This is a genomic window from Variovorax sp. AC194 (assembly GCF_979257995.1).
On sequence record NZ_OZ409823.1, the window covers coordinates 6588448 to 6602434 of the forward strand.

Below are 13987 nucleotides of genomic sequence, written 5' to 3' on the forward strand. Positions count from 1 at the left end.
GCGGCTTCGGTCATGCAAGGGGAGACGTTCGGATCAGAACGGGATGTCGTCGTCCATGTCGTCGAAGCCCGACGACGACTTGGCCGGTGCCTGGCGCGGCGCGGCCGAGGGTGCGCGAGGTGCCGCTGCGGGCGCGCGAGGGGCGTAGCCGCCGCCGCCGCCACCACCGCCGTTGCCGCCCTGCGAGTAGCCACCGCCACCGCCGCCGCCTTGCGAATAACCGCCGTCGTCTTCCGGACCGCCCGACGGGCCGCCCTGGCCCTGGCGGCTGCCCAGCATCTGCATCTGGTCGGCGCGGATTTCGGTGGTGTATTTTTCGATGCCGTCCTTGTCGGTCCACTTGCGCGTGCGCAGGCTTCCTTCGACGTAGACCTGCGAGCCCTTGCGCAGGTACTGGCCGGCGATTTCGGCCAGGCGGCCGTTGAAGACGATGCGGTGCCATTCGGTGGCTTCGCGCATTTCGCCGCTTTGCTTGTCTTTCCAGCGATCGGTGGTGGCCACTGTGACGTTCGCGACCTGGTCGCCGCTCGGGAAGGTACGCATTTCGGGGTCGCGCCCCAGATTGCCGACGACGATGACTTTATTGACCGATGCCATATGCACTGCCCCTGATAAGTAGATGAAGGAGGAGGAAAAAGAACCGGAGATTGTGCCCCAAGGCAGCCGGCCGGAGCCTGCGCCATCGCGCCCGGATGCCAGAATGGACCGCACCGATGAACCGAGAACCTGACTTTTTCGAGCATCTGCGCGCCGAGTTGCGCGGCGGCCGCGTCTGGCTGGACCGGGCCATCGTGCTGGGCTACGCCATCGCGGCCGGGCTCTTCGTGGTGGGCTTCACCTTTGCGAGCGACTGGGTCTTCGGCCAGTTCCATCGCTTCTACCGCGCCTGGCCCTGGGCGGTGCTGCTGACCACGCCGCTCATCACCGCGGCCATCGTGTGGTTCACGCTGCGCTTTTTCCCCGGCGCGGGCGGCTCGGGCATTCCGCAGATCAAGGCGGCGCTGCACCCGGCGCTGCCCGAGGAGCGGCGCTTCGTCTTCGCGTCGCTGCGGCTCACGGTCGCCAAGATCGGGCTGGGCGTCGCGGGCTTCGCGGCGGGCCTGTCGATCGGGCGCGAAGGGCCGTCGGTGCAGGTCGCGGCAGGCGTGATGCAGCACGCGCGGCGCTGGCTTTCGCCCCACACCACCATCGACGGCCGCGCGCTGCTGGTGGCCGGCGGGGCGGCCGGCATCGCAGCCGCCTTCAATGCACCGCTGGCGGGCGTGGTGTTCGCCATCGAGGAGCTGTCGGGCCGGCTGGAGGCGCGCTCCAGCGGGCTCATCATCACGGCCATCGTGCTCGCGGGCCTGGTGGCGGTGTCGGCCTTCGGCAATACCAGCTATTTCGGCGTGATCCGGGTGCCTCATCTCGGCTGGGACGCGCTCTGGCCGGGCCTCCTGGTCACCGTGCTGAGCGGCGCGGCCGGCGGGCTGTTCGCCCGGCTGCTGATCGCTTCGCTGACCGGGGCGCCCGGGCGCCTGAACCGCTGGCGGGCGCGCTTTCCGGTGCGCTTCGCGGCTTGCGGGGGGCTGGCGGTGGCCGTCATCGGCCTCGCGACGGGCGGCGTCACCTTCGGCGCGGGCTCGGAGGCGGTCAAGCAGATGCTGCAGGGCCACGACGAGCTCACGCCGCTCTACACGGTGCTGAAATTCGTCGCCACCTGGCTCACGGCCTGGTGCGGCGTGCCGGGCGGCATCTTCGCGCCGTCGCTGTCGATCGGCGCGGGCATCGGCGACGCGGTGGCGCGCCTGGCCAGCAGCGACCTGGGGCCGGCGCTCATCGCCATGGGCATGGCCGGCTTCCTGGCCGCGGTGACGCAGGCGCCGCTCACCGCGTTCATCATCGTCATGGAGATGGTCGACGGCCACTCGATGGTGCTCAGCCTCATGGCCGCGGCGATGCTGGCCAGCCTGGTCTCGCGGATGATCAGCCGCCCGCTGTACGACACGCTGGCCGAGCATATGGTGGGCAAGGCGATCGGCAGCAGCGAGCCGGTGCATCCGCTGGCGGAAGCCCCCACGCCCGCACCGCCGGAAACCGCCCGCTCGCCATGAAATCCGCGGCGGTCTATCATGTCCGGTTGCCCTCGGACGATCGCCCCCTTGAATTCCAAAGCCACTGAAGACATCGCCGCCCACGAGGAAAGCGCACGCGACGCGCAACTCGAACGCGACACCTACCTCGGCGCGGTGCTGGCGCAGCAGCGCATCAGCATCCGCGGTGCGCGCACCCACAACCTGAAGAACGTCGACCTGGACATCCCGCGCAACAAGCTGGTGGTGATCACCGGCCTGTCGGGCTCGGGCAAGTCGAGCCTGGCGTTCGACACGCTGTATGCCGAGGGGCAGCGGCGCTACGTGGAGAGCCTCTCGGCCTATGCGCGGCAGTTTTTGCAGCTCATGGACAAGCCCGATGTGGACGTGATCGAGGGCCTCTCGCCCGCGATCAGCATCGAGCAGAAGGCCACCAGCCACAACCCGCGCTCCACCGTGGGCACGGTGACCGAGATCCACGACTACCTGCGCCTCCTGTATGCCCGCGCCGGCACGCCCTACTGCCCCGACCACCACCTGCCGCTGCAGGCGCAGACGGTCTCGCAGATGGTCGATGCGACGCTGGCCATTCCCGACGAGCCGCGCCTGCTGATCCTTGCGCCCGTGGCGCGCGAGAAGAAGGGCGAGTTCCTGGAGCTCTTCGCCGAGATGCAGGCCGCGGGCTACGTGCGCTTTCGCGTCGACGGGCAGACCTACGAATACAACGACCTTCCCAAGCTCAAGAAGACCGAGAAGCACGACATCGACGTGGTCATCGACCGCCTGCGCGCACGCCCCGACATGCAGCAGCGCCTGGCCGAGAGCTTCGAGGCGGCGCTGCGCCTGGCCGAAGGCCGCGCCATCGCGCTGGAGCTGGGCGCCGAAGGCGCAGCCGACAAGGAACACCTGTTCAACGCCAAGTTCGCCTGCCCGATCTGCCATTACTCGCTGTCGGAACTCGAGCCGCGCCTCTTCTCGTTCAACTCGCCCGTGGGCGCGTGCCCCAGCTGCGACGGCCTCGGCCACCGCGAGGTGTTCGATCCGGCGCGCGTGGTGGCCTTCCCGTCGCTCTCGATCGCCAGCGGCGCCATCAAGGGCTGGGACCGCCGCAACGGCTATTACTTCAGCATGATCGAGAGCGTCGCCAAGCACTACAAGTTCGACGTGGACGCGCCCTTCGAATCGCTGCCCGCGTCGGTACAGCAGGTGCTGCTCAACGGCTCGGCGGCCGAAGAGATCAAGTTCAACTACACCATGGAGTCGGGCAACTTCGCGGGCAAGAAGCTCACGAAGAAGCACCCCTTCGAGGGGATCATCCCCAACATGACGCGGCGCTACCGCGAGACCGATTCGGTGCTGGTGCGCGAAGACCTCGCGCGCTTTCGCAACCTCCAGCCCTGCCCCGATTGCGGCGGCTCGCGGCTTCGGCGTGAAGCGCGCAACGTGTTCCTGGTGGACGAGTCGGCCCGCCCGGCGGATGGCGGCGAGCCACCGCGCATGGCGATCTTCGAGCTGAGCCACCTCACGCTGCGCGATTCGCTCGCGTGGTTCCAGACGCTCAAGCTGCGGGGCGCCAAGGCCGACATCGCCGACAAGGTGGTGCGCGAGATCGGCCTGCGGCTGAAATTCCTCAACGACGTGGGCCTCAACTACCTGAGCCTGGACCGCAGCGCCGAGACGCTCTCGGGCGGCGAGGCGCAGCGCATCCGCCTGGCCTCGCAGATCGGCTCGGGGCTCACGGGCGTGATGTATGTGCTCGACGAGCCCAGCATCGGCCTGCACCAGCGCGACAACGACCGGCTCATCGGCACGCTCAAGCACCTGCGCGACATCGGCAACAGCGTGATCGTGGTCGAGCACGACGAGGACATGATCCACGCCGCCGACCACGTGATCGACATGGGCCCCGGCGCGGGCGTGCACGGCGGCCGCGTGATGGCGCAGGGCACCTATGCCGAGGTGTCGGCCAACCCCGATTCGCTCACCGGCCAGTACCTCTCGGGCACCAAGAAGATCGAGGTGCCCAGGCACCGCACCGCGTGGCTGCCGGTGGTGAAGAAGCCGGCCTTCAACGAAGGCAAGAAGCCCTCGCGCTTTCCGCAGAGCCCCGCCGCCGAACGGCGCGCCGCGCGCGAAGCGGCCCACATCGCCTCGCAGACCGACCTGCAGGAAATCCGCGTGATCGGCGCCACCGGCAACAACCTGAAGAACGTGAGCGTCGCCTTCCCGGTGGGCCTTCTGACCTGCGTGACCGGCGTCTCGGGTTCGGGCAAATCGACGCTGGTGAACGACACGCTCTACACCGCCGTGGCCCGCACGCTGTACCGCGCGCACGAGGAGCCGGCCGCGCACGAGTCGATCGAGGGCATCGAGTATTTCGACAAGGTCATCAACGTCGACCAGAGCCCCATCGGCCGCACGCCGCGCAGCAATCCGGCGACCTACACGGGCCTGTTCACGCCCATCCGCGAACTGATGGCCGAGACCAACACCGCGCGCGAGCGCGGCTACGGCCCGGGCCGCTTCAGCTTCAACGTGGCGGGCGGCCGCTGCGAGGCCTGCCAGGGCGACGGCGTGGTGAAGGTCGAGATGCACTTCCTGCCCGACGTGTACGTGCCCTGCGAGGTGTGCCACGGCCAGCGCTACAACCGCGAGACGCTCGAGGTCCAGTACAAGGGCCGGAACATCGCGCAGATCCTGGAGATGACGGTGGAGACCGCGCACGAGTTCCTGAAGGCCGTGCCGACCATCGAGCGCAAGCTGCGCACGCTGCTGGACGTGGGCCTCTCGTACATCAAGCTCGGCCAGTCGGCCACCACGCTCTCGGGCGGCGAGGCGCAGCGCGTGAAGCTCGCGCTCGAACTGAGCAAGCGCGACACGGGCCGCACGCTCTACATCCTGGACGAGCCGACCACGGGCCTGCACTTCGCCGACATCGAGTTGCTGCTGAAGGTGCTGCACCAGCTGCGCGACGCGGGCAACACGATCGTCGTGATCGAGCACAACCTGGACGTCATCAAGACGGCCGACTGGCTCATCGACATGGGCCCCGAAGGCGGCGCGGGCGGCGGCACGGTGGTGGGCGAAGGCACGCCCGAGGACATCGCGGCGAACGCGGCGAGCCACACGGGGCGGTACCTCAAGCGCCTGCTGTAAGCCCCAGGCCTGTTCATGCCTTCCTTCACCCCGCGCCAGTTCGTCCTGCTCGTCCTCCTGACCCTCGCATGGGGGTTCAACTGGCCGGTGATGAAGCTGGGCGTGGCCGACTATCCGCCGCTCGCGTTCCGCGCGATCTCGATCTGGCTGGGCCTGCCGGTGCTGGGCCTCGCGCTGGTGTGGATGAAGGTGCCGTTCCGCGTGCCGCGCAGCGCCTGGCCCGAGCTGGTGTGGCTGGGCGCGACCAACATGTTCGTGTGGCACGCCTGCATCATCCTTGCGGTGAAGGCGCTGTCGGGCGGGCGCGCGGCGATCCTGGGATACACGATGCCGGTGTTCTCGGCGGTGATCGGCGCGGTGCTGTTCTCGGCGGTGCTCACGCGGCGTTCATGGATCGGCGTGGGCGCCTGCGCGGTCGGCGTTGGCCTCCTGCTTTGGCACGAGCTCACCGACCTCGCGGGGCGCCCCGGCTACGTGGCCCTGGCGCTGGTGGCCGCGGCGACATGGGCGCTGGGCACGCAGCTCCTGCGCCACACGCGCATCGGTCTGCCGACGCTCACGCTCTCGTTCTGGATGACCGCGATGACGGCCGTTGTGATGACGGTGCTCTCGCTGCTCTTCGAGCGCGGCCCGTGGCAATGGCCGGGTCCGGTGACCTGGGGGTCGATCCTCTACAACGCGGTGCTGATCTTCGGCTTCGCGCATGCCGCGTGGTTCTACCTCGCGCGCGGGCTGCCGCCGGTGGCTTCGACCTTGAGCGTGATGTTCATTCCCGTGCTCGGCGTGTTCAGCGGCGCGGTGTGGCTCGGCGAGGTCGTGCACTGGCAGGACTGGGTCGCGGTCGCGCTGATGATGGTGGCCATCGCCTCGGTGCTGTGGCCTTCGCGCAGCAACACCGCCAAGGCCTGACGCAGAAACCTCAGGTCGTCGTCTGCACGTGCAGGCGGCTTTCCTTGCAGCGGTGCAGCGCGCGGTAGTGCTCCAGCGGCCGGCCGTTCGCGCCGTAGGCGATCGACTCGATGCGCAAGAGCGGCTCGGGCTGCGGCAGGTCGAGCAGCTTGCAGGTCGCGGCATCGGGCAGCACCGCATCGATCCAGCGCTCGGCGCGCACCAGGCGCAGGCCGTACTGGCGGCGCAGCACGTCGTAGAGCGAGCGGTCATCCAGCCGCGTGCGGTGCAGCCCGGGCGCGAGGTCCGCGGGCACCACCGTCTCGACCAGGAGGCGCAGTTCGCCATCGACACTGCGAAGGCGCTTGAGCGCCACGACCAGTGCCTCGGGCTCGGTGAGCCCCAGCGACGCGGCCTCCTGCTCGGTGGGCGCGCGCAGTTCCTGCGTGAGGATCTGCGTGCGCACCGAGCGGCCCTTGCGCTCCATTTCGTCGGAAAAGCCCAGCACGGTGGAGACGAAATCCTCGTCGCGCTCGCGCGCCGACACAAAGGCACCCCGGCCCTTGATCTTGTAGATGAGGTTGTTGCGCACCAGGTCGGCCAGGGCCTCGCGCACCACGATGCGCGAGATGCCGAACTGGTCGCCCAGCTCGGCTTCGGACGGCAGCTTGGCGCCGATGGGCAGCACGCCCTGCAGGATCTGCAGGCGGATCGCATCGCGGAACTGGGCCCACAGCGGGGACTCGGAGTTGCGGTCGAGCACGGTCGACATGTTGTCGTTGGGACTGTTCACTTTTAGGACTGGCCGAGGGCGGAGCTGGCCATCAATGATGCATCGAATGAGGGTTCCACGTCGGGCGCCACGGCCTGCAGGCGCACGTTGTGGCGCTCGCGCAGGGCGGTCGCGCAGGCGCTCAGTTCCTTGTGTGCGCGGTCTGTGTCCCAGCCCAGCGCCTCGGCCGCGATGCCCGAGATTTCGGCCAATGCGGCGTCGGTGACGAGGCCGCGAATCGCCAGCAGCGTGCGGCGGATGACGAGGTCGTCCAGGTGCACCACGCCGGTTTCCAGGCACAGGTACGAGAGCTCGGCGGCCGAGTAATCGGGCGCGTGTTGCAACGGCACGTCGCCCGAAGCCACGAGGCGCTGCGCGAGCGGCAGCGCCTTGGAGCCGTAGCGCGCGAGCAGCGTGAGCGCGCGCGTACGGCCCATGCCCGAGGCCGTCATCTTCTCGATGAAGCGTTCGGTCGCGGCCGCGTCGGCCGGCAGGTCCGCGCCGCCGCCGATGGGCAGCAGCTCGGTCGATGCGGTGCGCGAGCGCCCCAAGAGCTGCAGCACCTCGGTGGTCGCCTCTTCGGCGAGCGAGCGGAAGGTGGTCCACTTGCCGCCCACGAGGCCGACGATGGGAATGTCGCGCGTCGCGTTCGGCGGATCGATCACCACCGAGTGGTCGCGCGAAATCTGGCCCGGCTTGTCGGCATCGGAGCGCGCGAGCGGCCGCACGCCGACGTAGGTGTAGACCACGTTGTCGCGGCCGAAGGCCATGTTGGGGAACACCTCGCGCAACACGTCGATGAGGTAGTCGACCTCGGCGGGCTCGGTGACGATCTGGTCGGGGTCTTCCACCGGGATGTCGGTCGAGCCCACGAGCACGCGGTCCAGGAACGGATAGACGATGCACACGCGCCCGTCGACCGCCTCGAAATACGCCATGCGGCCGTCCAGCGCATCGCGCAGCGCGGGATGGTCGAGCACGAGGTGCGAGCCCTTGGTGCCCATCACGCGCGGACCCGCGCCGCCGAGCACCGCGGCGCTGCGGTCCAGCCACGCGCCGGTGGCGTTCACCACGGTGTCGGCCGTCACGCGCACCAATGCGCCGGTGAGCTCGTCGCGCAGTGTGAGGATGTTGCCCGCGCAGCCCATCACGCGGCAGTAGTTGGCGGCGGCCGAGCGCGGCTGGTCGCGGCAGGCGTCGCCGATGAGTTCGAGGATGAGCCATTCGGGATGGCTGATCCACGCATCGAAGAAGGTCGCGGTCCAGCGGATCGCCGCGCGAAAGAGGCTGCGGTCGTTCGTGGGCACGCGGCTGATGCGGTGCCCCGGCATCACGCGCTGGCGGCGGCCCAGGATGTCGTAGAGCCGCAGGCCCAGCGCTACCGCCAGGAGGCCGCGCGTGCGCTGCGGCGGCGTGCGGCCGAAGAACTTGAGCGCGCTGCTCATGAGGCCGCCGAAGAAGTTCGCGAGCGGCACCACCGTCTTGAGCGGGCGCACGAGGTGCGGCGCGTTGCGCAGCAGCAGGTTGCGCTCGCGCGTGGCCTCGGCCACGAGCGAGAAGCTGCCGTTCTCCAGGTAGCGCAGGCCGCCATGGATCATGCGCGAAGGCGCGCTGCTGGCGCCCGCGCCGAAGTCGCCCTTGTCGACGATGAGGCAATCCACGCGCTGCAATGAAAGATCACGAAAAACGCCGACGCCATTGATGCCGGCACCGACGATCACGGTCGAAAAATGGCGGTCCGCCAAAGAGGCCGGACGCACGAAGGGAAGTTGCCATGCGCTCACGAAGAAACCTCCGCGCTGCGCGCTGCGGTGCGAGCGCCTTCGGGCGGCCGTGCGGCGCTCTGCGCACCGCCCGCGATGTGGGTGAATACAGGTGACATGCTGTCGATCAGTTCGTTGAAATCGGCGTTGAAATCCGCATGGGCGCGCGCGTCCCTTGCATCGGGTTCGATGAGGTCGCACGGCGCGAGCAGCGCGCTGCCTTCGGCCGCGTCGTCCAGGCCCTGCGACAGGGCCGCGTAGAGCGCGGCGCCGCGCGCGCCGGTCTCGTCGTCGGCGCAGCGTTCGACCGGGCGGCCCAGGAGCGAGGCAAGCAGGCGCACGAGGCGCGCATCGCTCGCGCCGCCGCCCAGCACGGTCGAGGCGGAAACCGCGAGGCCGCCGGCTGCCAGGCGCGCCGTCTGGCGCACATGCAGCGCTGCCACGGCATCGACCACGGCGCGTGCCATGTCGGCGCGGGTGTGGTGGCTTTTGAGGCCCACGAAGCCCGCCGTCACGCCGCCGCCGCCATTGATGAAGGGCGCGAAGCGCAGGCCGTTGGCGCCGAGCGGCACGGTCATCGCGAGGTCGACCACCGCGCGCGCATCGGGCAGCGCGAGCACGCCGGCGAGCCACGCGATGTTGGCCATCGAGGACGGGCTGTTCTCCATGTAGAGCCGCTCGTGCGTGCGGCCGAAATTCACGATGGAGGCCACGGCGGGCTTGGGCGCGAGCACCGGTCCGATGACCGCGTTCACGCACCACGTGCCGAACACCTGCACCGCGCGGCCGCGGCGCTCGGCGCAGATCGCCGTCATCGAGGCGAGCAGGTCGATGGCGCCCATCGCGACCGGAATGCCGGCGGGCAGGCCGCACAGCGCGGCCTCTGCGGCGCGCAGCTTGCCGAGCACCGTGCCGCTCGGCAGGATCGGGCCGAAGTTGTGCGCACCCAGGTCCGTGAGGCCCGAGGCATCGAAGGCGATCTGCGACCAGCCGCCCGCGGCGAGCGACACGAGGCCGGCGGTGCTCGCGTCGCTGGCGTCGGTGGCGATCTCGCCGGTGAGCAGGAAGCCCAGGTAGTCCTTCGCGAAGAGGAGGCGGCGCAGTTCGCCGCGCTGCACGGCATCGGCGCCCAGCAGCTCGGCGGCGATCACCGTCGGCTGGCCGGGCCACGGACCGCAGCCCACGTCCTCGAAGAGCCGCGCGCCCTGGCTCCTGGCCAATGTCCGTGCGCGGGCGTCGGCGCGCTGGTCGGTCGATGCCACCGCGCGGCCGCCGACCAGTTCGTTGTTCGCATCGAGCGCATAGAGGCCGGCGCCGTGGCCGGTGCAGGCCATGGCGCGGACTTCTGCGGCGCGCGGCCCGAGCTGGTGGGCCACGTCGCGCAGCACGTGGGTGAGCGCGGCGCGGATGGCCGCGGCGCGCACTTCGCAGCCGCCGCCGGCGAGCCGGTCGTGCGGCAAAGGCATGCGGGACAGGGCCACGGCGCGGCCGCTTCCGGCTTCGAGGGCCAGGGCTTTCAGGCTGCTCGAGCCCATGTCCACGCCGATCAGTATGTTTGGCATCATGTCATAACAGCTTCGGCGGAATAAAAGCACATCGCCAGTAGCGTTTCCCCTAGTACTCCACCCAATCGGGCCGGGATTACATTCTAGCCTGTCATAACAACTGATGTGACATTGAGGTTCCAAAGACCTGCTCGAAAAGAGAGGTCGCAAGCTCTGCCAGTCAACGTGAGGAGACAAAGAATGAGGCGTAATTTCCTGAAGTCCGCAGCCGCCGCCGGTATCGGCTTGGCGGGTGCGAGCGCGTTCGCGCAACAGCAAGCAGCTGCCCCTGCCGCAGGCACGGGCCTGCGCGGCAATGCCAGCGACGTCTACGTGATGAACGTGATGGTCTCCGGCGTGGAGTACTGGTTTCCGGTCTACGAAATGATGAAGCAGCTCGGCCGCACGCTGGGCGTGAAGACGCGCTACACCGGCACGCCCGAGTACGACGTGAACAAGCAGCTCGCGTCGTTCGAGCAGGAACTGGCGCGCAAGCCCGCGGGCATCCTGCTGCACCCGATGAACCCGGACCCCTTCATCGAGCCGATCAACCGCGCCGCGGCGATGGGCATCCCGGTGGTCACCTTCGCGGCCGATTCGCCCAATTCGAAGCGCACCTCGTTCGTCACCTCCGACAACGACCGCGAAGGCACGCAGGCGGCCGACGCGATCGCCGCGTCGCTCAACGGCAAGGGCGAATACGCCGTGCTGGAGAACCCGGGCCAGGACAACCACGACCGCCGCATCGCCGCCTTCGTGAACCGCATGAAGACCAAGCACACGGGCATGAAGCTGGTGGGCCGCGCCGCCAGCAACCAGGACCCGAACAAGGCCTACCAGGCGGTGCTGAGTCTCGCGCAAGCCAACCCGAACCTGGGCGCGCTCTTCATGCCCGAGGCCAACTCGGCGCTCGGCGCGGCGCAGGCCAAGGTCGAGACCAAGAAGAACATCAAGGTGATGTGCTGCGACGTGAACGCCAAGATCCTGGACATGATCAAGTCCGGCGACGTGTTCGGCGCCATCAACCCGAACCAGGGCATGCAGGGCTACATGGGCATGATGATGTTGTTCCTGGCCAAGAACCCCTCGCTCATCGACCCGATGAACGACGCCAAGCGCAACGGCACCAACCCGATGGCCGTGCCGTTCCTGGACAACGGCCTGGCCGTGGTCAGCAAGGCCAACGCCGACGACTTCTACTGGGACAAGTACCTCGCGCGCCGCGGCACCAAGGGAATCGGCGAGTGAGCGCCTTGCTCGAACTGAAGGGGATCAGCAAGCGCTTCGGCGCTTCGCGCGCGCTCTCGGGCGTGGACTTCTCGCTGCACGCGGGCGAGATCCACGCCCTGTGCGGCGAGAACGGCGCGGGGAAGTCGACGTTGATGAACATCATCGACGGCATCCATCGCCCCGACGAGGGCGAGATCCTGCTGAACGGCCAGAAGGTCGTGATCGACGGCCCGGCGCACGCGATGCGCCTGGGCATCGGCCTCGTGCACCAGGAGATCGCGCTGTGCGCCGACGCGACCGTCGCCGAGAACATCTTCATGCCGGAAATCAACGCCGGAAAAGCGGCGTGGATGAACTACGCGAGCTTCAACGAACGCGCGGCCAAGGTGCTGCACCGGCTGGGGCAGGACATCGACCCCGCCATGCCGGTGCGCGACCTTTCCATCTCCAGCCAGCAGCTGGTGGAGATCGCCAAGGCGCTCACGCTCGACTGCAAGGTGCTGATCCTGGACGAGCCCACGGCCGCACTGACCGACAACGAATCGGCGGCGCTGTTCCGCGTGCTGCACGACCTGAAGGCGCAGGGCATCGGCATCATCTACATCAGCCATCGCATGGCCGAGATCTTCACGCACGGCGACCGCGTCACCGTGCTGCGCGACGGGCGCAACGTGCACTGCGGACCGCTGCACGAATTGACGCCCGACGAGCTGGTGCGCCGCATGGTCGGGCGCGACATGGGCAACTATTACCCGCCCAAGCAAGCGGTCGCCGAATCCTCCGGCCCCGTGCTCGAAGTGACCGACATCGCCGACGGCGAGCGCGTGCATGGCGTTTCTTTCACGCTCAAGCGCGGCGAGATCCTCGGCATCGCCGGCCTCATGGGCGCCGGCCGCAGCGAGCTCGCGGAAACCATCTGCGGCCTGCGCATTGCCAAGCGCGGCACGGTGCGCCTGAACGGCAAGACCCTCGCCATCCGCAAGTACAGCGACGCGCTGCGCGAAGGCATCGCGTACCTGAGCGAAGACCGCAAGGCGGCCGGCGTGTTCCTCGATCTCCCGATTGCGCAGAACGTCTCGTCGATGGCGCTCGGCCGCGTGAGCTCGGCCTGGGGCCTCTTGCAGCGCTCGGCCGAGCACAAGCTCGCCAAGACGCTCGGCGCCAAGCTGAACCTGAAATCGGACGGCGTCGCCATCGAGGTCTCCAGCCTCTCGGGCGGCAACCAGCAGAAGGTGGCCATCGCCAAGCTCTTGGCCACCAACCCGTCGGTGCTGCTGATGGACGAGCCCACGCGCGGCGTCGACGTGGGCGCGAAATCGGAGATCCACCACATCCTGCGCGAGCTCGCGACCCAGGGCGTGGGGGTGATCGTGATCTCGTCGGAGCTGCCCGAAATCATTGGCCTGTGCGACCGCGCATTGGTGATCCGCGACGGCCAGGTCGCGGGCGAACTCGAATCGAACGACATGACGGAAGAGGCCCTGCTGCGGCTGGCTTCCGGACTCTGCGAACAGGAAACAGCATGAACTACCCGGCACAACTCGATGCGGGCCTCCCTCCACGGCGTACCGGCCAGTCCGGCGGCGATCCGGGAAAGCCCGCCAACAAACTCACGAGCATGCGCGAAGCAGGGCTGCTGCTGATCATCGCGGTGCTGTGCATCGCGATGAGCTTCGCATCGCCCTACTTCCTCACCTGGGACAACGTGCGCGCGATGCTCTTGTCCTTCTCCATCGAAGGCATCGTGGTGGTGGGCATGACGATCCTCTTGATCGTCGGCGGCATCGACCTTTCGGTGGGCTCGGTGGTGTGCTTCGCGATGGTGGTGACGGGCAAGCTCTTCCTGATGGGCGTGGACCCGTGGCTCGCAAGCCTCGTGGCGATCGGCATGTGCGGGCTCATCGGCGCGATGATCGGCGGCTGCGTCACGCGCATCGGCCTCAACCACTTCATCGCCTCGCTGGCGTTCATGGTGATCGTGCGGGGCCTGTGCCTCGCGCTCACGCAGGGCACGCCGCAGTCGCTCTTCTCGCTGCCGGCGGAGTTCAAGTTCATCGGGCAGGGCACGCTCTTCGGCGTTCCGGCGGTCATCCTGATCTTCCTGGCGATCGTGGTGGTGAGCGACTTCGTGCTGCGCCGCTCGACCCTCTTGCGCCGCGTGTTCTACACGGGCAGCAACGAGAAGGCGGCGCTCTATTCGGGCATTCGCGTGGGACGCGTGAAGTTCTGGGTCACGGTGCTGTGCTCGGCTTCGGCCGGTCTTGCGGGCGTGATCTACACGGCGCGTTTCGGCGCCGCCACGCCGACCTTCGGCATGGGCATGGAGCTGAACGTGATCGCCGCCGCGGTGATCGGCGGCGCGAGCCTGAAGGGCGGCTCGGGCACGGTGCTCGGCGCGGTGCTGGGTCTGGCGCTCCTCTCGGTGGTGACCAGCTCGCTGATCCTTCTGGACGTCTCGCCCTACTGGCAGGACGTGATCAAGGGTCTCATCCTGCTGGCGGCCGTGACCATCGACCACATCATGAACACGAGAAAGAAAACGCGATGAGCCAAGTGCAGATG

The 13987-nt window shown here is 68.5% G+C and carries 10 protein-coding genes; 6 read left to right on the plus strand and 4 right to left on the minus strand.

Translation table 11 applies throughout. The features are described from left to right. Positions 1 to 33 precede the first annotated feature (33 nt). Complete coding sequence (ssb, locus tag ACZYRS_RS31050; RefSeq protein ID WP_463422273.1) at positions 34 to 597, minus strand: single-stranded DNA-binding protein; 564 nt, start codon at positions 595 to 597, stop codon at positions 34 to 36. Positions 598 to 713: 116 nt separating this feature from the next. Here ssb and ACZYRS_RS31055 point away from each other — a divergent pair, with 116 nt between their 5' ends. The 3 genes from ACZYRS_RS31055 to ACZYRS_RS31065 are packed head-to-tail and all read left to right on the plus strand — an operon-like array spanning position 714 to position 6137. Continuing rightward, positions 714 to 2093, plus strand: coding sequence for a chloride channel protein (locus ACZYRS_RS31055; RefSeq protein ID WP_463422274.1), 1380 nt, complete (start codon positions 714 to 716; stop codon positions 2091 to 2093). 18 nt (positions 2094 to 2111) lie between these two features. After that, the gene (gene uvrA, locus ACZYRS_RS31060) at positions 2112 to 5228 is read left to right on the plus strand and encodes an excinuclease ABC subunit UvrA (protein ID WP_198787072.1); all 3117 of its coding nucleotides are present in this window, start codon (positions 2112 to 2114) and stop codon (positions 5226 to 5228) included. Between the two features lie 15 nt (positions 5229 to 5243). Continuing rightward, complete coding sequence (locus ACZYRS_RS31065; protein WP_463422275.1) at positions 5244 to 6137, plus strand: DMT family transporter; 894 nt, start codon at positions 5244 to 5246, stop codon at positions 6135 to 6137. Positions 6138 to 6147: 10 nt separating this feature from the next. Here ACZYRS_RS31065 and ACZYRS_RS31070 read toward each other — a convergent pair whose 3' ends face one another. From ACZYRS_RS31070 to ACZYRS_RS31080, 3 genes are read right to left on the minus strand one after another with little or no spacing between them, the layout of a single operon-like run. Further along, a complete protein-coding gene (locus ACZYRS_RS31070) occupies positions 6148 to 6888 on the minus strand; it encodes a GntR family transcriptional regulator (protein ID WP_233101868.1) in 741 nt (246 codons plus the stop codon). 23 nt (positions 6889 to 6911) lie between these two features. After that, a complete protein-coding gene (locus tag ACZYRS_RS31075; RefSeq protein ID WP_463422276.1) occupies positions 6912 to 8672 on the minus strand; it encodes a glycerol-3-phosphate dehydrogenase/oxidase in 1761 nt (586 codons plus the stop codon). Next, positions 8669 to 10216, minus strand: coding sequence for an FGGY family carbohydrate kinase (locus tag ACZYRS_RS31080; RefSeq protein WP_463422277.1), 1548 nt, complete (start codon positions 10214 to 10216; stop codon positions 8669 to 8671). Before ACZYRS_RS31080 ends, ACZYRS_RS31075 begins: the two co-directional genes overlap by 4 nt. Before the next feature lie 180 nt (positions 10217 to 10396). On the opposite strand from ACZYRS_RS31080, the gene ACZYRS_RS31085 reads away from it, so the two are divergent. Genes ACZYRS_RS31085 through ACZYRS_RS31095 form a run of 3 tightly spaced genes read left to right on the plus strand, consistent with a single transcriptional unit; the run spans position 10397 to position 13973 of the window. Then, positions 10397 to 11443 (plus strand): substrate-binding domain-containing protein, encoded by a 1047-nt coding sequence (locus ACZYRS_RS31085; protein ID WP_013538860.1) that lies wholly within the window; start codon positions 10397 to 10399, stop codon positions 11441 to 11443. Further along, a complete protein-coding gene (locus tag ACZYRS_RS31090) occupies positions 11440 to 12951 on the plus strand; it encodes a sugar ABC transporter ATP-binding protein (protein ID WP_463422278.1) in 1512 nt (503 codons plus the stop codon). The genes ACZYRS_RS31085 and ACZYRS_RS31090 overlap by 4 nt, the downstream gene beginning before the upstream one ends. Beyond that, a complete protein-coding gene (locus ACZYRS_RS31095; RefSeq protein WP_198787066.1) occupies positions 12948 to 13973 on the plus strand; it encodes an ABC transporter permease in 1026 nt (341 codons plus the stop codon). Before ACZYRS_RS31090 ends, ACZYRS_RS31095 begins: the two co-directional genes overlap by 4 nt. Positions 13974 to 13987 lie beyond the last annotated feature (14 nt).

Excerpts from the sequence above, each read along its gene's own strand:
- ACZYRS_RS31095 (WP_198787066.1), top strand. The coding sequence starts at position 12,948 with ATGAACTACCCGGCACAACTCGATGCGGGCCTCCCTCCACGGCGTACC.
- ACZYRS_RS31070 (WP_233101868.1), bottom strand. The coding sequence starts at position 6,888 with ATGTCGACCGTGCTCGACCGCAACTCCGAGTCCCCGCTGTGGGCCCAG.
- ACZYRS_RS31055 (WP_463422274.1), top strand. The coding sequence starts at position 714 with ATGAACCGAGAACCTGACTTTTTCGAGCATCTGCGCGCCGAGTTGCGC.
- ACZYRS_RS31065 (WP_463422275.1), top strand. The coding sequence starts at position 5,244 with ATGCCTTCCTTCACCCCGCGCCAGTTCGTCCTGCTCGTCCTCCTGACC.
- ACZYRS_RS31085 (WP_013538860.1), top strand. The coding sequence starts at position 10,397 with ATGAGGCGTAATTTCCTGAAGTCCGCAGCCGCCGCCGGTATCGGCTTG.
- ACZYRS_RS31080 (WP_463422277.1), bottom strand. The coding sequence starts at position 10,216 with ATGATGCCAAACATACTGATCGGCGTGGACATGGGCTCGAGCAGCCTG.
- uvrA (WP_198787072.1), top strand. The coding sequence starts at position 2,112 with ATGTCCGGTTGCCCTCGGACGATCGCCCCCTTGAATTCCAAAGCCACT.
- ssb (WP_463422273.1), bottom strand. The coding sequence starts at position 597 with ATGGCATCGGTCAATAAAGTCATCGTCGTCGGCAATCTGGGGCGCGAC.